This is a genomic window from Actinomadura geliboluensis (assembly GCF_005889745.1).
Classification (GTDB): Bacteria; Actinomycetota; Actinomycetes; order Streptosporangiales; family Streptosporangiaceae; genus Spirillospora; species Spirillospora geliboluensis.
This window is the reverse complement of the sequence record NZ_VCKZ01000148.1, coordinates 1-19,413: the sequence shown is the minus strand read 5'-3', so window position 1 is coordinate 19,413 and position 19,413 is coordinate 1. Positions and strand designations below refer to the sequence as shown.

At 74.0% G+C, this 19,413-nt stretch carries 20 protein-coding genes and 1 riboswitch; of the genes, 13 read left to right on the top strand and 7 right to left on the bottom strand.

Translation table 11 applies throughout. From position 1 onward, the window contains the following. From ETD96_RS20610 to ETD96_RS20600, 3 genes are all read left to right on the top strand, one after another. Positions 1–568, top strand: a 568-nt coding sequence (locus tag ETD96_RS20610) for a hypothetical protein (protein ID WP_205719372.1), incomplete at its 5' end; no start/stop codon positions are given. A gap of 16 nt (positions 569–584) precedes the next feature. Next, the gene (locus ETD96_RS20605; protein ID WP_138638100.1) at positions 585–917 is read left to right on the top strand and encodes a hypothetical protein; all 333 of its coding nucleotides are present in this window, start codon (positions 585–587) and stop codon (positions 915–917) included. A gap of 10 nt (positions 918–927) precedes the next feature. Further along, complete coding sequence (locus tag ETD96_RS20600) at positions 928–1,530, top strand: GNAT family N-acetyltransferase (protein WP_138638099.1); 603 nt, start codon at positions 928–930, stop codon at positions 1,528–1,530. Here ETD96_RS20600 and metF read toward each other — a convergent pair. Continuing rightward, the gene (gene metF / locus ETD96_RS20595; protein WP_138638098.1) at positions 1,467–2,402 is read right to left on the bottom strand and encodes a methylenetetrahydrofolate reductase [NAD(P)H]; all 936 of its coding nucleotides are present in this window, start codon (positions 2,400–2,402) and stop codon (positions 1,467–1,469) included. The genes ETD96_RS20600 and metF overlap by 64 nt on opposite strands. A gap of 159 nt (positions 2,403–2,561) precedes the next feature. Here metF and ETD96_RS20590 point away from each other — a divergent pair, with 159 nt between their 5' ends. From ETD96_RS20590 to ETD96_RS20575, 4 genes are all read left to right on the top strand, one after another. Beyond that, the gene (locus ETD96_RS20590) at positions 2,562–3,614 is read left to right on the top strand and encodes a polyprenyl synthetase family protein (protein WP_138638097.1); all 1,053 of its coding nucleotides are present in this window, start codon (positions 2,562–2,564) and stop codon (positions 3,612–3,614) included. Positions 3,615–3,691: 77 nt separating this feature from the next. Next, positions 3,692–4,252, top strand: a complete 561-nt coding sequence (locus ETD96_RS20585; protein WP_138638096.1) for a carboxymuconolactone decarboxylase family protein — start codon at positions 3,692–3,694, stop codon at positions 4,250–4,252. Further along, entirely contained in the window at positions 4,252–6,393 is a 2,142-nt protein-coding gene (locus tag ETD96_RS20580) for a glycoside hydrolase family 3 C-terminal domain-containing protein (RefSeq protein ID WP_138638095.1), read from the top strand. Before ETD96_RS20585 ends, ETD96_RS20580 begins: the two co-directional genes overlap by 1 nt. A 92-nt stretch (positions 6,394–6,485) precedes the next feature. Next, positions 6,486–7,646: a serine/threonine-protein kinase gene (locus tag ETD96_RS20575; protein WP_240807916.1), complete on the top strand. Its 1,161-nt coding sequence runs from the start codon at positions 6,486–6,488 to the stop codon at positions 7,644–7,646. 51 nt (positions 7,647–7,697) lie between these two features. Here ETD96_RS20575 and ETD96_RS44930 read toward each other — a convergent pair whose 3' ends face one another. The 4 genes from ETD96_RS44930 to ETD96_RS20560 form a co-directional block, all read right to left on the bottom strand. Next, positions 7,698–7,859 carry a hypothetical protein gene (locus ETD96_RS44930; protein ID WP_171069141.1) on the bottom strand — a complete coding sequence of 54 codons (162 nt, stop codon included), beginning with the start codon at positions 7,857–7,859 and terminating at the stop codon, positions 7,698–7,700. A 70-nt stretch (positions 7,860–7,929) separates the two neighbouring features. Then, complete coding sequence (thiE, locus tag ETD96_RS20570; RefSeq protein ID WP_138638094.1) at positions 7,930–8,598, bottom strand: thiamine phosphate synthase; 669 nt, start codon at positions 8,596–8,598, stop codon at positions 7,930–7,932. A 150-nt stretch (positions 8,599–8,748) separates the two neighbouring features. Beyond that, a complete protein-coding gene (locus ETD96_RS20565) occupies positions 8,749–9,123 on the bottom strand; it encodes an Rv2175c family DNA-binding protein (RefSeq protein WP_138638093.1) in 375 nt (124 codons plus the stop codon). 78 nt (positions 9,124–9,201) lie between these two features. Beyond that, on the bottom strand, positions 9,202–10,419 hold the full coding sequence (locus tag ETD96_RS20560) for an NAD(P)/FAD-dependent oxidoreductase (RefSeq protein WP_138638092.1): 1,218 nt from the start codon (positions 10,417–10,419) through the stop codon (positions 9,202–9,204). 94 nt (positions 10,420–10,513) lie between these two features. Beyond that, positions 10,514–10,626: riboswitch (TPP riboswitch) on the top strand. Between ETD96_RS20560 and thiO the strand changes: the two genes are divergently transcribed. The 6 genes from thiO to ETD96_RS20530 all read left to right on the top strand — a co-directional run bounded on the left by thiO (position 10,616) and on the right by ETD96_RS20530 (position 16,651). Next, positions 10,616–11,743 carry a glycine oxidase ThiO gene (thiO, locus tag ETD96_RS20555; RefSeq protein ID WP_138638091.1) on the top strand — a complete coding sequence of 376 codons (1,128 nt, stop codon included), beginning with the start codon at positions 10,616–10,618 and terminating at the stop codon, positions 11,741–11,743. It overlaps the preceding riboswitch by 11 nt. Continuing rightward, on the top strand, positions 11,740–11,940 hold the full coding sequence (gene thiS / locus ETD96_RS20550) for a sulfur carrier protein ThiS (RefSeq protein ID WP_138638090.1): 201 nt from the start codon (positions 11,740–11,742) through the stop codon (positions 11,938–11,940). The genes thiO and thiS overlap by 4 nt, the downstream gene beginning before the upstream one ends. A gap of 2 nt (positions 11,941–11,942) precedes the next feature. Then, positions 11,943–12,716 (top strand): thiazole synthase, encoded by a 774-nt coding sequence (locus ETD96_RS20545; RefSeq protein WP_420884773.1) that lies wholly within the window; start codon positions 11,943–11,945, stop codon positions 12,714–12,716. Positions 12,717–12,860: 144 nt separating this feature from the next. Continuing rightward, on the top strand, positions 12,861–13,808 hold the full coding sequence (locus ETD96_RS20540) for a DMT family transporter (protein ID WP_138638089.1): 948 nt from the start codon (positions 12,861–12,863) through the stop codon (positions 13,806–13,808). 36 nt (positions 13,809–13,844) lie between these two features. Further along, a complete protein-coding gene (gene pknB, locus ETD96_RS20535; RefSeq protein WP_138638088.1) occupies positions 13,845–15,782 on the top strand; it encodes a Stk1 family PASTA domain-containing Ser/Thr kinase in 1,938 nt (645 codons plus the stop codon). 20 nt (positions 15,783–15,802) lie between these two features. Next, on the top strand, positions 15,803–16,651 hold the full coding sequence (locus ETD96_RS20530; RefSeq protein ID WP_138638087.1) for a deoxyribonuclease IV: 849 nt from the start codon (positions 15,803–15,805) through the stop codon (positions 16,649–16,651). A gap of 632 nt (positions 16,652–17,283) precedes the next feature. On the opposite strand, the gene ETD96_RS20525 is transcribed toward ETD96_RS20530, so the two are convergent. Continuing rightward, entirely contained in the window at positions 17,284–18,999 is a 1,716-nt protein-coding gene (locus ETD96_RS20525) for a sodium:solute symporter family transporter (protein ID WP_205719371.1), read from the bottom strand. Then, positions 18,996–19,413 (bottom strand): hypothetical protein (locus tag ETD96_RS44925; RefSeq protein ID WP_171069140.1); only part of this gene is annotated, 418 nt, incomplete at its 5' end. The genes ETD96_RS20525 and ETD96_RS44925, both read right to left, overlap by 4 nt.

Genomic DNA, 19,413 nt, shown 5'->3' with positions numbered 1-19,413 from the left:
CCGACATCTCCACTCTCTCCGTCGTCGGCAGCGTCAGATGAGTATAAGAGACAGGCCCGTCACGCCTCCGCCCCCTAGGGCGCCCGTCAAGACGGCGCCGCCCACGCTGCAGCCCACGCCGCGGGGCGCGGGCGACATCGGCAACTTCCCCGACCGGCCGTCCGCGGCCAAGGCCGCCAGGACCGACGCGCTCGCCGCGGTCGCGGCCGTCCAGGACGGGCGGCCCGTCCCCGACTCGGTCTGGAAGCACCTCAAGGCCAACGCCGACGATCCCGACTACACCGAGAAGCTGTACGAGCGCCTCGGCCCGGCGGCGACGGCCGATCTGCTGAAGGCGGCCGAGGGCGACAAGGCGAGGCTGGAGGCCGTCCAGGAGTCGGTGGGCGTGGCCAGCCACCACATGGCGATGGACGTGAAGTGGCTGCGCGCGTTCCTGGCCGAGGCCGACCGCGCCGGGGTCCGTCCCGTGGCGGTCCAGGTGCTGACCGGTGCGCCCCTGAGCGAGCAGGCGCGCGCGGCCGTCGCCAAGCTGGATCTGCACGAGCCCGAAGCAACCACCGTCGCGTGAGACCTGAGAGGTCGCCATGGCCGCTCCGCCGCCTCCCGGGAGCCTGCCCCTGCCGCTCACCGGTGCCGCCGCCGCCAAACTGTCCCCGACAGAGCAGCCCAACCCGGAGTACCAGCGGCTGTACCAGGCGTACGCGGACGCCTACGGCAGCATCGACCGGCTCAGGCAGGCCCTGGACGCGCCGGTGAAGACCCTGCGCGGGACGGACGCGTGGTTGGGCCCGGAGGCGCGCGTGTGGGGCGGGCAGCTCGACGCCAACCGGGGGACGCTGAAGAAGGCCGCCGACCGCATCCTCTGGGACCTCTACGATCGGCTCTCTGTGACGCAGCGCACCATCCCCCGGGTCTAGGCTCTTGCGGGTGAGGGACCCGAAGCTGCGCGAGATCGACCAACGCGCCTTCCTACGCAGGCTCAACCCCATGCTGGACGTGTACGCGGCCGCGATGGAGCCGCCGAACGAGCAGCTTCCGGGTCGGCACACCATCATGGAGCGGCACACCACGTACCCGGGCTTCCGCGCGTTCGTCGCCGAGCGGCGCGGGACGCTGCCCGTCCTGCCGGGCCCCGTCCAGGGGTTCGCCTACGGGTTCCACGGGGCGCGCGGCCAGTGGTGGCACGACGTCGTCCACCAGGCGCTGTCCGACCTGGAGGGGCCGGACCACGCCGAGGAGTGGCTGGCGGACGCGTTCGAGGTCGCCGAGCTGCACGTGCACCCGCAGGCGCAGGGCAGGGGCCTCGGCCGGAGCCTGCTGACCGCGCTGTGCGAGGGCAGGCCGGAGCGGACGGTCGTCCTGTCCACGCTCGACCGGCACCCCGAGACGCCCGCGCGCCGCCTCTACCGCTCGGTCGGCATGGTGGACCTGCTGAGCGGGTTCGAGTTCCCGGGCGGCGGGCCCCGCTACGCGGTCATGGGCGGGACGCTGCCCCTCGCGCCGTACTCCTCGGCGCCGAGGAGCGAGTAGACCTCGCGCGTCGCCGTGGACTTGTTGAACGTGATGAAGTGGATGCCGGGCGCGTCCTGCTCCAGCAGTTCGCGGCACAGCTCGGCGGCGTGCTCGACACCGAGCCTGCGGACCGCCTCCGGGTCGTCGGCGACGGCGTCGAACCGGGCCTTGACCTCGGGCGGGAACGGCGCGCCCGACAGCTGCTCGGACCGCTCGATCGTGCTGAGCTGGGTGACCGGCATGATGCCCGGCAGGATCGGCACGTCGCAGCCCGCGGCGGCGACCCGGTCGCGGAGCCGGAAGTAGTCCTCGGCGCGGAAGAACATCTGGGTGATCGCGTAGTCGGCCCCGGCCCGGCACTTCTCCACGAAGTACCGCACGTCGCTGCCGACGTCGGGCGAGCGCGGGTGCTTGTAGGGGAACGCGGCGACGCCGACGCAGAAGTCCCCGTAGGAGCGGATCATCCGGACCAGGTCGGCGGCGTACTCGACGCCGTCGGGGTGCTTGACCCACTCCCCCATCGGGTCGCCGGGCGGGTCGCCGCGCAGCGCGAGGACGTTGCGGACGCCGGCGGCGGCGAACCGGCCGATGAGGTTGCGCAGCTCGGCCTGGGAGTGGTCGACGGCGGTGAAGTGCGCGACGGGGGTGAGCGTGGTGTCGGTCGCGATCCGCTCGACGATGTCGACGGTGGTGTCGCGGGTGCCGCCCCCCGCGCCGTAGGTCACCGAGACGAACGTCGGGTGCAGGGACTCCAGCTCGCGGATCGTACGCCACAGGTTCCGCGCGCCCTTGTCGGTCTTGGGCGGGAAGAACTCGAAGGAGAAGGACCTGCCTCCCGCCGCCAGCAGCTCGCGGACTGTCGGGGGCCGGTCGGGGCGTACGCGTCGCATCCCCCAAGCCTACAGAAGCCCTCGGAGGCGGCTTCGAACCGCCGAATCACGTGATGCTCGCCACACCGTACGGGCGTTATGCGCCTATTTCCGAAGATCCAGTGACTTCTCACGTTTTGGCGGCAGGGTTGAATCGCCGCAGGTGGATACGATCTCGGCATGTCGACCAGCCGTATCCGCAAGGAGGTCGACGAAGCCCTCCTCGGCTTCGTCGACCGGCAGCGCCCGGCGCTGCTGACCATCAGCGACGACCTCGCGCCGCTGCTGTCCGCCCTCGACGCCCTGCTCGGCGGCGGCAAGCGGCTGCGGCCCGCGTTCTGCTACTGGGGGTGGCGGGCCGCCGGCGGCGAGGACTCGCCCGGCATCGTGGCCGCCGCCGCGTCCCTGGAGCTGCTCCAGGCGAGCGCGCTGGTGCACGACGACGTGATGGACTCCAGCGACACCCGGCGCGGCCAGCCGTCCGCGCACCGCCGCTTCGAGGCGCTGCACCGCGCGCAGGGCTGGCCGGGCGACGCCGAGGCGTTCGGCGGCGGCGCCGCGATCCTGCTCGGCGACCTGTGCCTGGCCTGGTCGAGCGAGATGTTCGAGACGTGCGGGCTCGACGCCGGGCCGCGGCGGCGCGGCCGGGCCGTGTACGACCTGATGCGCACCGAGGTCATGTGCGGCCAGTACCTCGACATGCTGGAGGGCACGCGCGGCGAGGCCACCGTCGCGACGGCGCTGCGCGTGGTGGAGTACAAGAGCGCCAAGTACACGATCGAGCGCCCGCTGCACCTCGGCGCGGTCCTCGCCGGCGCCCGCCCGGACGTGACGGCGGCACTCACCGGCTACGGCCTGCCGCTCGGCATCGCCTTCCAGCTGCGCGACGACGTGCTCGGCGTGTTCGGCGACCCCGCCGAGACGGGCAAGCCCGCCGGGGACGACCTGCGCGAGGGCAAGCGCACCGTGCTGATCGCCCTGACGCTGGAGCGCGCGTCCGCCGCGCAGGCCGACGCGGTGCTGCGCCGCCTCGGCGACCCCGCGCTCGACCGCCCCGGGGTGGACGAGCTGCGCACGATCATCGAGGAGACCGGCGGGCTCGCCGCCTGCGAGGCGATGATCGAGCGCTACCTGCGGGAGGCGGAGCGGAGCCTGGCGGCCGCGCCCGTCACCGCGGAGGCCCGGGAGGCCCTCGGCGAGCTGGCCGTGGCCGCCACCACCCGCAGCATGTAAGTAACTAATGACACAATCCGGCCAAATTTCCCCAGTGGACTAGAACTTTCCCACTGATCGGTGGCAGAAATGTCGCCATGTGCGCCGACACTTCGGGGAACCGCGTCCCGCGCTTCGACCCGCTGCCCGAGGACGCCTGGGACGACGTCCTCAAGGCCGTGGCAGCGACGACCGGGCCGCTGAACGTCTTCACCACGCTCGCCCGCCACCCCGACCTCTTCCACGCCTGGATCGGGCTCGGGTCGATGCTGCTGATGAAGGGGACGCTCACGGCCCGCGACCGGGAGCTGGCGATCATGCGGACGGCGCACCACCGGTCCTGCGCGTACGAGTGGGAGCACCACCGCGGGCTCGCGCGCGGCGCCGGCCTCACCGAGGCCGACATCGCGGCGCTCAGGCTGGACCTCGACGGCCACGGCTGGAGCGACGACGACCGGATGGTCCTCACCGCCGCCGACGAGCTGCACGCGTCCGGCACCCTGTCCGACGCGACCTGGACGGAGCTCGCCACCCGCTTCGGGGAGCGCGAGCTGATCGAGCTGGTCATGCTGATCGGCCACTACCACATGGTCGCCTTCACCCTGAACGCGCTGCGCGTCCAGAACGAGGGACCGGTCCAGAACGGGGAGGGCCGCTGATGCGGACCGGACGGTGGCTCCCGGCGGCGGGCGCGCTCGCCGCGGCGCTGGCGCTGCTCTCGGTGCCCGCGCCCGGTGACGCGCGGGCGGCTGCGGGCCGCTGCGGCGACCCGGCGCAGCGGCCGTGGTGCGACACGGCGCTGACCCCCGACCAGCGGACGGCGCTGCTGCTGCCGCAGCTGACCGCCGACGAGAAGATCGCGCTGCTGGCCTCGGACGACCCGTTCGGCGGCCCGCTCGGCGGGTTCTTCGAGGACGCGCACGCCGACACCAACCGCGGGATCGACCGGCTCGGCGTCCCGCCCGTCTACATGTCGGACGGGCCCGCGGGCGTCCGGCAGGGCAAGGCGACCGCGCTGCCCGCGCCGATCGCGCTGGCGGCCGGCTTCGACCGCGACGCGGCGGCGCTGTACGGCGGGACGGTCGCCTGGGAGGCCCGGCACCGCGGCAACGACCTGATCTTCGGCCCGACGGTGGACGTGCTGCGCACCCCCCGCAACGGCCGGACGTTCGAGGGCTTCGGCGAGGACCCCTACCTGTCCGCGACGCTCGGCGTGCCGTGGGTCAAGGGCGCGCAGGCGCAGGGCGTGATGACGTCGGTCAAGCACCTGGCCGTCTACACGCAGGAGACCGACCGGCTGTCGCTGGGCATGAAGGTCGACCCGCGCACGCTGCGGGAGATCTACCTGCCGCCGTTCGAGGCCGCCGTGAAGGACGGCGGCGCCGCGACCGTCATGTGCGGCTTCGGCAAGCTGAACGACCGCTGGGCATGCCAGGACGACGCCGTCCTCAACAAGATCCTGCGGTCGGAGTGGGGCTTCAAGGGGTTCGTGCCGTCCGACCACACCGCCGCGCAGGACACCGCCGAGGCCGCCAACGGCGGGCTCGACATGGAACTGCCGGTCGGCATGAAGTACAACGCGTTCCTGCTGAAGATGGCCGTCGCGCAGAAGAAGGTCACGCAGGCGACCATCGACGGGCACGTCGGCAACATCCTGCGGACGATGTTCGCGTTCGGGGTGTTCGACCGGCAGGCGTACCCGAACGACCTGTCCCGCATCGACCGGACGGCGAGCGAGACCGCCGCACGCCGGATCGAGGAGGGCGGCATCACGCTGCTGAAGAACGACGGCGCCCTGCCGCTGGCGGCGCCGAAGAGGATCGCGCTGATCGGCCGCGCCGCGCGGGAGGCCCCGGGCGGGTTCGGCTCGGCGAAGGTCGTGCCGTTCACCACCGTCAGCGCGCAGGACGGCATCGCGCGCCGCGCCGGGGCCGGGACCGCGATCAGCTACCACGACGGCGACGACCGCGCGGCCGCCGCGAACGCGGCGCGGGCCGCCGACGTCGCGATCGTGTTCGCGACCGACAGCCAGGGCGAGTTCTTCGACAAGTCGTGCCTGACGCTGCAGTGCGGCGAGCCGCTCCGCGGCGACCAGGACGGCCTGATCACGGAGATCGCCAAGGCCAACCCCAACACGATCGTCGTGCTGAACACGGGCGGCCCCGTGCTGACGCCCTGGGCGGGCCAGGTGAAGGGCATCGTCGAGGCGTGGTACCCGGGGCAGGAGGCGGGCAACGCCCTGGCGCGCGTCCTGTACGGGGACGTGGACCCCGGCGGCCGCCTGCCGGTGACGTTCCCCGTGGCGGAGAACGACGCGCCGGCGTCCGGGAACCCCGCGCAGTACCCCGGCGTGAACAAGACCGTCACGTTCTCCGAGGGCGTCCTGGTCGGCTACCGGCACTACGACGCGAAGGGCATCACGCCGCAGTTCCCGTTCGGGCACGGCCTGTCCTACACGACGTTCTCCTACAGCGGGCTCAAGGCGAGCACCAAGGCGGTGCAGGTGACGGTCACCAACACCGGTGACCGCGCAGGCGTGGCCGTTCCGCAGCTCTACATCGGCATGCCCGCGGCGGGTGTGGACGTCCCGCAGCCGCCCAAGCAGCTCAAGGGCTACACCAAGGTCACGCTCGCGCCGGGGCAGAGCACCACGGTGACGTTCCCGCTGTCCGCGCGGTCGTTCTCCTACTGGAACGAGGAGGCGAAGGCGTGGAAGGTCGCGGACGGCTGCTACAAGGTCATGGTCGGCGCATCGTCCCGGCAGATCGCCCAGAAGGGAACTTTGGGGACATGTGGGTAGCGGCGAAGATCCCGGTTCGCCTGTCGTGCGCAGCCGTGGCGCGGTACAAATAGGGAAATCTTCGTCCGTCCCCGCCGAGTCGGAGTCTTCCTGTGCCGCACGACACCTCCCGCGGGAGGACGAACGCCCACGCCGCGCGTCCCACCGCAGCCCGGACCGGGCGCCCCGGACGCGCGACCAAGCCGCGCCCGGCCCCGTCCACCGCCAAACAGCCCGCCAAGCAGCCCGCGGCCAAGCCCGCGGGCGCCAAGCAGGGCCGCGTGGGCCAGGCCCCCGCGGGCCAGGCGCGCCAGGGCGGCGCGTCCCGGCCCGCGCAGGACCGCGACCGCGGGCCCGGCACGCCGCTCGGCCCGGACGACCCGCGCCGCCTCGCCGGCTACACGCTGCTCGCCCGGCTGGGCGAGGGCGGCCAGGGCGTCGTCTACCTCGGCCGCGACCGTGACGGCGGGCTCGTCACCGTCAAGCTGCTGCGCGGCGGCATCGCCGCCGGGCAGCGGGCGCGCAGCCGCTTCGTCAAGGAGGCGGAGGCGGCGCTGCAGGTGTCCGGGCGGCACACCGCGCGCGTCCTGGACGCCGACATGACCGGCGACCGCCCCTACATCGTCAGCGAGTACGTCGAGGGCCCGTCACTGCAGCAGGTCGTCGCCGACCAGGGCCCGCTGCCCGCCCCGCAGCTGCGCAAGGCCGCGCTGCGGACGGCGGCGGCGCTGGCCGCGATCCACCGCGCCGGGATCGTGCACCGCGACTTCAAGCCCGGCAACGTGCTGCTCGGCCCGGACGGCGCCAAGGTCATCGACTTCGGCATCGCCCGCACCACCGACGCCCTCGGGCCCGCCACCCCGCTGACCACCGGCCCGGTCGGCACGCCCGCCTACATGGCGCCCGAGCAGATCGAGGACGAGCCGGTCGGGCCGCCCGCCGACGTGTTCGCCTGGGGCGCCGCGATGGTGTTCGCCGCGACCGGGCGGCCGCCGTTCGGCACCGGGCCGAGCGCCGCCGTCATGCGGCGCGTCACCTCCCGGCCGCCGGACCTCGGCGACATGCGCGGCCCGCTGCGCGACCTCGCCGCCCGCTGCCTGGACAAGAACCCGGCGGCGCGGCCGACCGCGCCGCAGCTCGTCCGGGCGCTGCGGGACGGCCGCACGCCGGCGCCGAAGCCGCGCCCGAAGCGCATCCCGCGCTACCGCTGGCGGATGATGGTCGCGCTCGGCGCCGTCGTCGTCGCGGGGTTCGCGCTCGGCATGATGTTCTGACCCCGCTTGGAGTTCTGACCCGCAGGATGTTCTGACCGGGCGCCCGGCCGCTCACCAGTGCGGCGGGCGCTCCTCCAGCAGGCGGGCGTCATCGTCGCCGCCGCCGCGCCACTCGCCCCAGCCGACGTCGGTGTCGTCGGACGTCTGGTCGGGCAGGATCTGCAGGTCGTCGTCCAGTTCGACGGTGCGGTCGTCGTCGGGTCCGAGGCTCATGATCCCCATTGTCGGTGATCGTCCCGCCGCGCCGCACCGTGATCCGGGTCAAACACCGGCCTCGGAACGCTCAGGTCGCGAGCCGGCGCGCGAACTCCGCGGCGGCGGCGCCGGGGTCGTCCGCCTCGGTGATCGCCCGCACCACGACGACGCGGGTCGCGCCCGCGGCCAGCACCGCGTCGAGGGTGCCGAGGTCGATGCCGCCGATCGCGAACCAGGGCCGCGACGGCCGCTGCGCCGCCACGTACTCCAGCAGCTTCGGGCCGGGCGCGGGACGGCCGGGCTTGGTCGGCGTGGGCCACACCGGGCCCGCGCAGAAGTAGTCGGCGCCGGGCTCGGCGGCCGCCGCCGACGCCTGCTCGCCGGAGTGCGTGGACCGGCCGATCAGCACGTCGCCGCCGACGATCTCGCGGGCGGCGGGCACCGGCAGGTCGTCCTGGCCGAGGTGCAGCACGTCGGCGCGGACGGCGTGCGCCACGTCGGCCCGGTCGTTGACGGCGAGCAGCGCGCCGTGCCGCTCGCAGGCCGCCCGGAAGACCTCCAGGTGGGCCAGCTCCTGCCGGGCCTCCAGGCCCTTCTGGCGGAGCTGGACGATGTCGACGCCGTTCGCGAGGACGGCGTCCAGGAACTCCGGAAGGTCGCCCTGCCGCTCCCGCGCGTCGGTGCACAGGTAGAGGCGGGCCCGGCCGAGCCGGGCGCGCAGCGCGACGGCGCGTTCGGAGGGGAGATGCCTGGACACGGCCGGGGCACGTCCTTTCACAAGCTCAGATCATGGCTGGATCGCGGGGCCGCGCGGCGGTGGTCCCGCCGCGCGTCCCCGCGATCGTGTCATGTGCGCGTCCCGGCGGCGCCGCCGGGGCGGGAGGGCGAGGTCCTGGACCGGACGGGACTAGAAGGCGAGGGCTTGGGCGCGGCGGCGGACCTCGGTCCCCCGGTTCTCGGTGAGCGCGTCCACCGGCGTGCCGGGCAGCGTGTCGTCGGCGGTGAACAGCCAGCGGATCGTCTCGACGTCGTCGAACCCGGCGTCCGACAGCAGCGTCAGCGTGCCGGGCAGGCCCTTGATGACCTGGCCGTCCTTGATGAACGCCGCGGGCACCATCGGCTGCCCCTCCCGGCGCACCGCGAGGATCCGGTGCTCGTGGATGAGCTGCTTGATCCGGTTGGGCCGGATCCCGAGCCGTTCGGCGGTCTCGCGGAGGGTGAGCCAGTCGCCGGCGAGGGCGTCGGTCCGGGGGTCGAGTGCGCTGTCAACGGTTGCGTGCATCTGCGTCACGCCCCCTTGCTACCACGCCTTCGGAAGCCTCAAACCCCCTGGACAGCCGTTACCCGCCGCCGCCGATCGCTATCCGCGAACGGCCTGCCGGACGGGCACGTCCGGGTCGGCGATCGCCGCCGGGTCCACCGGCGTGCCGGCGGCGATCACCCGCCGCGCCTGCACCAGGTCGCGGGGGCGGTCGACGGTGAGGATCGCGTCGAGCCGGTCGCCGGTCAGCCACGCCACCGCCCACTTCCGGCCGGACGGGTCGCCGCGGTGGACGAGCCGCTCGGACGCGACGTGGCTGCCCGCGTACTGCACCATGCGGCCGAACTGCTCGGACCAGAAGTAGGGGGCGGCGTCGTAGCGGGCGTCCGCGCCGAGGAGGGTCGCCGCGGCGGTCTCGGGGGCGTTGAGGGCGGTGTCCCAGTGCTCGACGAGGAGCCGGCGGCCGTAGCGCGCCGACCACCAGGCGGCGCAGTCGCCGACCGCCACGATATCCGGGCGGAGGGCGCCGGGCTCCTCCTCGCCCTCGTAGACGCGGAACGCGCCGTCGGTGACCACGCCGCGCTCGACCAGCAGCCCGGAGCCCGCCAGCCAGGACACCTCCGGGCGGACGCCGACGCCGACCACGACCTCGTCGGCCTCGATCCGGCCGCCGCCGGCGAGGGCGAGGCCGCCGGGCTCGACCTCGGCGACCTTCACGCCGGTGCGCAGCTCGACGCCCGCCTCGGCGTACCAGGGGGCGGTCAGCGCGCCGACCTCGGGGCCGATCGCGTTGGCGAGGGGCGTGTCGGCGGCCTCCACGACGGTGACGCGGCAGCCCTTCTTCGCGGCGGTGGTCGCGACCTCGGCGCCGATCCAGCCCGCGCCGACGATCACGATCCGGGCGCCCCCGGTCAGCCGGGACCGCAGGTCGCGGGAGTCGCCGATGGTCCGCAGCACGTGCTGGCGGCCCTCCCCCGGCAGGGTGACGGGGGTGGCGCCGGTCGCGATGACCAGCCCGTCGAACGGCAGGTCGCCCGCGGTGGTGGCGAGCACCCCGCCGCGCCCCGGCGCGGCGGGCCGCAGCGCGGTCGCGCGCTCGCCGAGCAGCAGGTCGCAGCGCAGCGCGTCCCAGTCGGCGTCGACCGTCGTGTCGTCGGAGTCGCCCGCGAGGACGGCCTTCGACAGCGGCGGCCGGTCGTACGGCCGCTCACGCTCGGCCGACACGAGCGTCAGCGCGCCCTCGTACCCCTTGCTGCGCAGGGCTTCCACGGCGCGCACGCCGGCCAGCCCGCCACCCACGACGATGACCCTGTCCATGAAGGGCAGCCTAATGCGCCGCCGATTTCGGGTGGACACCTGTCCAGGAGTTGGGGGACGCGATCGAGGTCGTAAGGTAGGGAACAGGTAAAACGTGACAGAGCGCGGGAGTCCGGTGCGACCGGGCTGAGAGGGCGGCTGAGCGGGCCGCCGACCGCCGGACCTGATCCGGATCATGCCGGCGAAGGGAGCGCGCATGGAGATCGTGATCGTCGGGGCGGGGGTCATCGGCCTCGCCACCGCCTGGCGGACCGCCGCGGCGGCGGGCGGCGGGGTCACCCTGGTCGACCCAGCCCCCGCGAGCGGCGCCTCATCGGTGGCGGCGGGCATGCTCACCCCGGTCAGCGAGCTGACCTACGGCGAGGAGCCGCTGCTGCGGCTCGGCCTCGCCTCCCGCGACCGCTACGGCGCCTTCGTCGCCGAACTGGAGGAGCTGACCGGCCGCGGCACCGGCTACCGCACGGACGGGCTGCTGCAGGTCGCGTTCGACGCCGACGACCTGAAGTACCTCGACGACCTGCGCCGCTTCCAGGAGAGCCTCGGCATCCCCGCCGAGGCGCTGACCGGCCGGGAGAGCCGGCGGGCGGAGCCGATGCTCGCACCCGGCGTGCGCGGCGGGCTGCTCGCCCCCTCCGACGGCTCCATCGACCCGCGCCGGCTCACCGCGGCCCTGCTCGCGGCCTGCGAGCGGACCGGCGTGCGGCTCGTCCGGCAGCGGGCCGCCCGGATCGTCGTCGAGGGCGACGCGGCGGCCGGCGTCGGGCTGGACGACGGGACGGTGCTGCGCGCGGACAAGGTGCTGCTCGCCGCCGGGCCGTGGTCCGGCGACCTGGAGGGGCTGCCGCCCGGCAGCGTGCCGCCGGTCCGCCCCGTGAAGGGCCAGGTGATCCGGCTCCGCACCCGTGTCCCGTTCCTGCGCCGCACCACCCGCGGCCTGGTGAAGGGCTCGTCGGTGTACCTGGTGCCGCGCGCGGACGGCGAGATCGTCCTCGGCGCCACCCAGGAGGAGCTCGGCTTCGACACGCGGGTCACCGCGGGCGGCCTGTGGGAGCTGCTGCGCGACGCCCGCGAGCTGCTGCCCGGCATCACCGAGCTGGAGTTCGCCGAGGTCACCGCCGGGCTGCGGCCCGGCTCCCCGGACAACGCGCCGCTGATGGGGTCGTCCGCCCTCCCCGGCCTCCTCCTCGGCACCGGGCACTTCCGCAACGGCGTCCTGCTGGCCCCCGTCAGCGCCGACGTCCTGTCCGCGATGCTGCTGGACCGTCCCGTCCCCGAGGTCGCGGGGCCGTTCGCCCCGGACCGCTTCTCCGAGGTGCCGTCATGAAGGTGACCGTCAACGGCGAGCCGCGCGAACTGGCCGAGGCCGCGAGCGTGGCCGAGGTGATCGCGTCGGTGACCGCCGCGCGGACCGGCGTGGCCGCCGCGCTGAACGACGAGGTCGTCCGCCGCTCCGCGTGGGAGACCACGCCGCTGCGCGACGGCGACCGGCTGGAAGTGCTGACCGCCGTCCAAGGAGGCTGAGGGTGCAGAAGGACACGCTGGTCATCGCGGGAGAGGAACTGGACTCGCGGCTGATCATGGGCACGGGCGGGGCGCCGAGCATGCACGTGCTCCGGGAGGCGCTGACCGCGTCCGGGACGGCGCTGACCACGGTCGCGATGCGGCGGGTCGACCCGTCCGCGCGGGGCTCGGTGCTGGACGTCCTCAAGGAGTGCGGCATCCGGGTGCTGCCGAACACGGCGGGCTGCTTCACCGCCGGGGAGGCCGTGCTCACCGCCAAGCTGGCCCGCGAGGCGCTCGGCACGGACTGGGTCAAGCTGGAGGTGATCGCGGACGAGCGCACGCTGCTGCCCGACCCGATCGAGCTGGTGGAGGCCGCCGAGCAGCTCGTCGACGACGGCTTCACCGTGCTGCCGTACACCAACGACGACCCGGTGCTGGCGCACCGGCTGGAGCAGCTCGGCTGCGCCGCGGTGATGCCGCTCGGCTCCCCGATCGGGTCGGGCCTCGGCATCCGCAACCCGCACAACATCGAGCTGATCGTCGAGCGGGCGACCGTCCCGGTGATCCTGGACGCCGGGCTCGGCACCGCGTCCGACGCGGCGCTCGCCATGGAGCTGGGCTGCGACGCCGTGCTGCTGGCGACCGCGGTCACCCGCGCGCAGGACCCCGCCCGGATGGCCGCGGCGATGCGGCACGCGGTCGAGGCGGGGCGGCTCGCGCGGCTGGCCGGGCGCATCCCGAAGCGCCGCTACGCGCAGGCGTCCTCCCCGTTCGAGGGCCTCGCCACTTCGTAGCAGGGCTAAAGCATCGCCTATAGAAGTATTCGCTGGACCTGAAACGTGCGCCTTACCAAACTGGGTCCGTTCACCCCGGACATGCCGCAACCGGGCACGTCATTTCGGTGTTCATGGAAACGACCCATACCTAAGGTGCGTGACATGCAACAGGAGAACACGGGTCGCGTCGACAAGGGCGCGGTCGCCGCCGCCACGATCACGGTGGTGCTGTGGGCGTCGGCGTTCGTCTCGATCCGCAGCGCCGGCGCCGAGTACGGGCCCGGCGCGCTCGCCCTCGGCCGCCTTCTGTCGGGGACGGTGGTCCTCGGCGTGCTCTGGGCGATCCGCCGCGAGGGGCTCCCGCCCAGGGCGGCCTGGCCCGGCATCGTCACCGCGGGCGTGCTGTGGTTCGGCGCCTACATGGTCGCGCTGAACTGGGGCGAGCAGCTCGTGGACGCGGGCACCGCCTCCCTCGTCGTCAACATCGGCCCCATCCTGATCGCGCTCCTCGGCGGCTGGCTGCTGAAGGAGGGGATCTCGCCCCGGCTGGTGGTCGGCATGGCCGTCTCGTTCGCCGGCGCCGCCGTCGTCGGGCTGTCGATGTCCGGGGAGGGCCGCGCGTCCGTCGGCGGGGTGCTGCTCTGCCTCGTCGCCGCCGTGACCTACGCGGCGGGCGTGGTGAGCCAGAAGCCCGCGCTGCGGCACGCCTCCGCCCTGCAGTTCACCACGTTCGCCTGCGGCATCGGCGCGCTCGCCTGCCTGCCGTTCGCCGGGCAGCTGGCCGAGCAGGCCGCCGACGCCCCCGCCGGCGCCACCCTCAACATGGTCTACCTGGGCGTCTTCCCGACCGCGCTCGCGTTCACGACCTGGGGCTACGCGCTGGCCCGGACGTCCGCCGGGAAGATGGGCGCCACCACCTACGCCGTCCCCGCCCTCGTCGTCGCGATGTCGTGGCTGTTCCTCGGCGAGGTCCCCGGCCTGGTCACCCTCGCGGGCGGCCTGCTGTGCCTGGCCGGCGTGGCCGTCTCCCGCAGCCGGGCCCGCCGCCGCGCCACACCCGCCCCAGAGGCATCACCCCAGGGGCTCATGGATGCTCATACTCCCGGCTGATGAGTTCCACTTCCGTTCACCCGTAAACTCGCACCGATGGACATGACGGTCGCAGATCCACTCGTCGGGCGGATGCTCGACGGGCGCTACCGCATCGAGTCCCGCATCGCGCGCGGCGGCATGGCCACGGTGTACCTGGCGCGGGACGTCCGCCTCGACCGCACCGTCGCGATCAAGGTGATGCACGCCGGGCTCGCCTCCGACGAGGACTTCGTCGCCCGCTTCATCGGCGAGGCGAAGGCCGCGGCGGCGCTGTCGCACCCGAACGTCGTCGCGGTCTACGACCAGCGCACCGACGGCGAGCACGTCTTCCTGGTGATGGAGTACGTGCCGGGCCGCACCCTCCGCGAGGAGCTGACCGCGCGCGGCCGGTTCGGCCCGCGCGCCGCGCTGGAGATCATGCAGCCGGTGCTGGCGGCGCTCGGCGCCGCGCACCGGGCCGGCCTCGTGCACCGCGACGTCAAGCCGGAGAACGTGCTGATCACCGAGGACGGCCAGGTCAAGGTCGCCGACTTCGGGCTCGCCCGGGCCGAGACCGCGAGCAAGATGACCAAGACCGGCGTGATCATCGGGACGGTCGGCTACCTGGCGCCCGAGCAGGTGCTGTCCGGCGACGCCGACGTCCGCTCCGACGTGTACGCCGCCGGGACCATGCTGTTCGAGCTGCTCACCGGCCGGCTCCCCCACCAGGGCGACACGCCCCTCGCGGTCGCCTACAAGCACGTGAACGAGACGGTGCCGCCGCCGTCCACGCTCGTCCCCGGGCTGCCGGTGCAGGTGGACGCGCTCGTCACCGACGCGACGAGCCACGACCCGGCGCGCCGCCCGCACGACGCGAACCAGTACCTCGCCGAGGCCGCCGAGGTGTTCGGCGGCCTCCCCCGCGACTTCGACCGGCGGCTGGAGGAGTCGTCCCACCGCGCGACCAGCGTGCTGGAGGCGCCCGCCCCCGGCCACACCGCCGGCCCCGGCCACACCGCCGTCCTCGACCCCCGCGTCGAGCCCACCGCCGACTACGTCCCGCAGCGCAGCCGCACCGACCGCGCGATCGGCGCGCTGACCGGCCGCTACGTCCTCGTCGCCATCGGCGCGGTCGCCGCGCTCATCCTAGGCTGGGCCGTCTGGTACCAGACGTCCGGGCAGTACGAGCACGTCCCGTCGTCGATCATCGGGATGAAGGTCTCCGACGCCCGCGACCAGTTCGAGTCCAAGGGCCTGGAGGTCCGCACCGCGAAGGCGGTGTACGACGACCGCGTCCACAAGGGCCGTGTCGCCAAGTCCGACCCGCCGGCCGGCGCCCGCATCGCCAAGGGCGAGCCGATCACGCTGACGCCGTCGAAGGGCCTCACGCCCCGCGAGGTCCCCGACGTCGAGGGCAAGCCGCTCGCCGACGCCAAGAAGACCCTGGAGGACAAGGGCTTCACCGTCGGCCGGACGAGCACCAGCCCGTCCCAGACCGTCGGCAAGGACCGGGTCATCAGCACCGACCCGGAGGCCGGCCAGAAGCAGTCCCCCGACGAGCCGGTCGCGATCGTCGTCTCCAGCGGCATGTCCATGCCCGACCTCGTCGGGCAGAACGGCGACACGGCGGCGAACCAGCTGCGCTCGATGGGGCTGAACGTCACCGTCCAGAAGAAGACGGTGGAAGGCAAGCAGCCGAACACCGTCGTCAGCCAGACACCCTCCGAGGGCACCGGCGTCTCCCGCGGCGACGACGTCACCATCGTCGTCAACAAGCGCGACTGCATCGTCGACGCGGGCCCGATCCAGTTCGGCTGCGACGACGGCGGCGACGAGAGGATCCCCGTCCCCAACGTGACCGGCCGCACCGTGGACGAGGCCAAGAAGGCCCTCAAGGAGTCCGGCTTCAAGGTCAACGTGACGGGCTTCGGCGGCAACATCGTCCGCTTCCAGTCCCCCTCGAACGGCGAGGCCCCGCGCGGCTCCACGGTCACCATCGTCAAGGGCCCGTGACCGGATACCCTGAACCGGCTATGACCTCACCGAACAGCCCCGTCGGGGCCCATGTCCCCGTGGCCGGCGGCCTCGCCACCGGCGGCCTGAAGTACGCCGCGCAGATCGGCGCCGAGGCGATCCAGGTGTTCGTCGCGAACCCGCGCGGCTGGGCGCTGCCCGAGGGCAAGCCCGCCGAGGACGCCAAGCTCCGCGAGCACGGGATCCCCGTCTACGTGCACGCTCCGTACCTGGTCAACTTCGGCTCGCCGACGCCCGAGACCCTCGCCAAGTCGGTCGCGACGGTCCGCCACTCCCTGGTCCGCGGCCGGGCCATCGGCGCCTGCGGCGTCGTCGTCCACACCGGCTCCGCCGTGAGCCAGACCTACGACGAGGCGATGGCCCAGGTCCACGAGCACGTCCTCCCCCTCCTGGAGGAGATCCCCGAGGACGGTCCCGACCTCCTCCTGGAGCCCATGGCCGGGCAGAACAACATGCTCTGCGCCAAGGTGCAGGACCTCGGCCCCTTCTTCGAGAAGCTGGAGCACCACCCGAAGCTCGGCGTTTGCTTCGACACCTGCCACGCGTTCGCCGCCGGCCACGACCTCGCCGCCCCCGGCGGCGCCAAGCAGACCATCGACGACCTGATCGCCACCGTGGGCGAGGGCCGCCTGAAGTTGATCCACGCCAACGACTCCAAGGACCCCTGCGCCTCCGGCCGCGACCGCCACGAGAACATCGGCGCCGGCCACATCGGCGAGCAGCCCTTCGCCGACCTCTTCGCGCACCCCGCCGTCCAGGGCCTCCCCTTCCTGATCGAAACCCCGGGCCGAGCCCCCGAACCCCACGCGAAGGACATAGAAACCCTGAAGCGCCTCCGCACCCTATAGATTTTTTTGCCCTTGGCGTCAGGCGCTGGAGCGCCTTCCTTCGGCGGGCAAAAGTGCGATTGCTGCATCGCTTCGGCTCGCCTTGCGGCTCGCTGCGCGATCAGGTTCTCGCTTCGCTTGAACCTGCCTTCGGACGCAATCGCGACGGCCCAGGTTGTCGCCGGGCTGAGGTGGTGGCCGGTGTCGTCGCAGTAGCGGGTTGCGGTTGTACCGTGCGGCTCGCCTGGCGGCTCGCTGGGTTACTGCATGAATACGACTCGAGCGCCGCTGAACAACCCCCCGACTGTTCAACGGCGCCCGAGCCACAGGCCGCCGGATCCCACCCCCCCGGTACGGGATCCAGCGACTCCGATCCGGCCTGTAGCCGGATCTCCGGGATTTGCTGTTGTGGGAGGTTCGCGGCCGGGAGCCGCCCGCCCCTCCGGTGGCGGTGTGGCGTGTGGTGCCACTGAGAACACTAGACGCGCGGGACGGCCCGGCGGCACCAGCAGAACACGGCCCTCGATGAACGGTACGTAGTCATAGATGTGCGTAGCGTAGTCACACGATGAGCGGTCGGTTCTGCGGGACGAGCGGCCGGGTGCTGACGGTCCCCGCGGCACCGGTGCCGTTCGTGGCCGGAGGGCGGGGCTTCACCCGGCGCGGAGGTCTTCGGGGAGGTGCAGGCGACGCAGGGCGCCGTCGGTGTGGCGCGGGACGCGGCGGCGGGTGAGCAGGGACACGGCGGCCATGGTCGCGAAGGCGGCCGGGGCGATCAGCAGGACGGGCTGGTCCAGGACGGTCGCCGTCCAGCCCGGGGGCGCGTCGTGGAAGAGCCGGAGGATGCCGGCGGCGACGGCGAGGCCCCCGCCGGTGAGGAGGCCGGCGGCGGCCCCGGCGGCGGTCAGTCCGCGCCACCAGATGCCGAGGACGAGCAGCGGGCACAGCGAGCAGGCGGACACGCCGAGGGCGGTGGTGACGAGGTCCGCCGCGCCGTGCGCGCCGAGGCCCGGCAGCAGGGCGAGCGGGGCGGCCAGCGCGACCAGGACGCCGCCGCGGAACGCGGCCGGGCCGGCGCGGCGGGCGCACTGGGCGAGCGTCCCGCCGATGGCGACGGCGAGGCCGCAGGAGGTGGCGATGAACGCGGCGAAGGCGCCGGCGGTGACGAGGCCGGTGAGCAGCGCGCCGGGCGGTCCGGGGACGATCCGCTTCGGGAGCAGCAGGAGGGTCGCGTCGGTGTCGCCGGTCATGAGGAGTTCGGGCGCGTATAGGCGTCCCAGCGTCCCGTAGAGGGTGGGAAACAGGAAGAACAGGGCGAGGAGGGCGGGCACGATCGCGGCCGTGCGGCGCGCGGAGCTTCCGGACGTGCTGGTGTAGAAGCGCATCAGGATGTGCGGCAGCCCCATGGTGCCGAGCAGGACGCACAGCATCGCCGAGTAGGTGCGGAACAGCTCGTGCCGGTCGCCGCGCCCGAACGGCGTCGCCCAGGTGCCGCCGTCCTGGACGGGCAGGCTCTCGGCGTGCGGCACCGGCGTCCCGGCGGGGAAGACCACGGTGGTCCCGCGGCCGATGGTGTGCCGCCCCGCGGGCAGGCGGATTTCGCCGCCGGGGCGGCGGACGCCGTCCACGGTGCCGCGCGCGGTGACGGTGACGTCCGCGGGAACGGTGACGGTCACGTCGGTGCGGACGTCCACCCGCGTGGTCTGCTCGAAGCGCGGGACGCCGGCGCCGAGCGGGCCGGGGCCGCCGTGCAGGTGCCACATCCCGAGCAGCGCGACCGCGGGCACCGCGACGGCGACCAGCTTCACCCAGTACTGGAGGGCCTGGACCGCGGTGATGCTGCGCATCCCGCCGGACAGGACGAGCCCCAGCGTGACGGTGACCACGACGGCCCAGCCCGTCCACGCGGGGGCGCCGGTCAGCACCCGCAGCGTCACGCCCGCGCCCTGGAACTGCGGCAGCAGGTAGAACCAGCCGGCGAAGCAGACGCAGCCGGTGACGAGGTGGCGGACGGCGCGCGAGCCGAGCCGCCATTCGGCGAAGTCGGAGAGGGTGTAGGCGCCGGAGCGGCGCAGCGGCGCGGTCACGAACGCCAGCAGCAGGACGTGCCCGGCGGTCGCGGCGATGGGCAGCCACAGCATGTCGGCGCCGTAGGCGAGGACGAGCCCGGCGGTGCCGAGGAACGCGGCGGCGGAGATGTACTCGCCGCCGATCGCGGACGCGTTCCGCCAGGGCGTGACGCCGCGCGAGGCGACCAGGAGGTCGCTGGTCGTGCGGGCGGAGCGGCGCCCGTACACGCCGATCGCGGCCGTCACCCCGAGGAGCATGGCCGGTGCGGCGAGCGCCGCCGCCGCGGCCGGCGCGGTCACCGGCGGTCCAGCGCGCGCTCGGCCCGTTCGGCCCGTCTCAGCTGGCGGACCGCGACCGCGACCCAGACCGGCTGGACTCCGGCCGCGAGGACGAGCCACAGCACCGGGAGCCCGTGCGCGCGGGCGCGCGCGACCGGCGGGACGAGCGCCAGCAGCGGCAGCCCCACCAGGACGGCCATGACGATCGCGCAGGTGCCGAGGGCGGCCCGCAACTGGACGCGGATCAGGGCGCGCGTCTCGGCCGGCCCCGGAGGCGGTGCCGCGCCGGGCGCGGCGGTGCTGGGCGCGGCGGTGCTGGGCGGGCCGGTATGGAGCGGGTCGGCGTCCGGTGTCTCGGGGGCGGCGCTCCGGGCGTCCGGCCGGGCGGCCTCCCCCGCCGTGCCCGCGGCGGGCTCCGCCGGCAGCACGGCCCGG

Excerpts from the sequence above, each read along its gene's own strand:
- ETD96_RS20605 (WP_138638100.1), top strand. The coding sequence starts at position 585 with ATGGCCGCTCCGCCGCCTCCCGGGAGCCTGCCCCTGCCGCTCACCGGT.
- metF (WP_138638098.1), bottom strand. The coding sequence starts at position 2,402 with ATGCGACGCGTACGCCCCGACCGGCCCCCGACAGTCCGCGAGCTGCTG.
- ETD96_RS20590 (WP_138638097.1), top strand. The coding sequence starts at position 2,562 with ATGTCGACCAGCCGTATCCGCAAGGAGGTCGACGAAGCCCTCCTCGGC.
- ETD96_RS20585 (WP_138638096.1), top strand. The coding sequence starts at position 3,692 with ATGTGCGCCGACACTTCGGGGAACCGCGTCCCGCGCTTCGACCCGCTG.
- ETD96_RS20580 (WP_138638095.1), top strand. The coding sequence starts at position 4,252 with ATGCGGACCGGACGGTGGCTCCCGGCGGCGGGCGCGCTCGCCGCGGCG.
- ETD96_RS44930 (WP_171069141.1), bottom strand. The coding sequence starts at position 7,859 with ATGAGCCTCGGACCCGACGACGACCGCACCGTCGAACTGGACGACGAC.
- ETD96_RS20565 (WP_138638093.1), bottom strand. The coding sequence starts at position 9,123 with ATGCACGCAACCGTTGACAGCGCACTCGACCCCCGGACCGACGCCCTC.
- ETD96_RS20560 (WP_138638092.1), bottom strand. The coding sequence starts at position 10,419 with ATGGACAGGGTCATCGTCGTGGGTGGCGGGCTGGCCGGCGTGCGCGCC.
- thiO (WP_138638091.1), top strand. The coding sequence starts at position 10,616 with ATGGAGATCGTGATCGTCGGGGCGGGGGTCATCGGCCTCGCCACCGCC.
- thiS (WP_138638090.1), top strand. The coding sequence starts at position 11,740 with ATGAAGGTGACCGTCAACGGCGAGCCGCGCGAACTGGCCGAGGCCGCG.
- ETD96_RS20540 (WP_138638089.1), top strand. The coding sequence starts at position 12,861 with ATGCAACAGGAGAACACGGGTCGCGTCGACAAGGGCGCGGTCGCCGCC.
- pknB (WP_138638088.1), top strand. The coding sequence starts at position 13,845 with ATGGACATGACGGTCGCAGATCCACTCGTCGGGCGGATGCTCGACGGG.
- ETD96_RS20530 (WP_138638087.1), top strand. The coding sequence starts at position 15,803 with ATGACCTCACCGAACAGCCCCGTCGGGGCCCATGTCCCCGTGGCCGGC.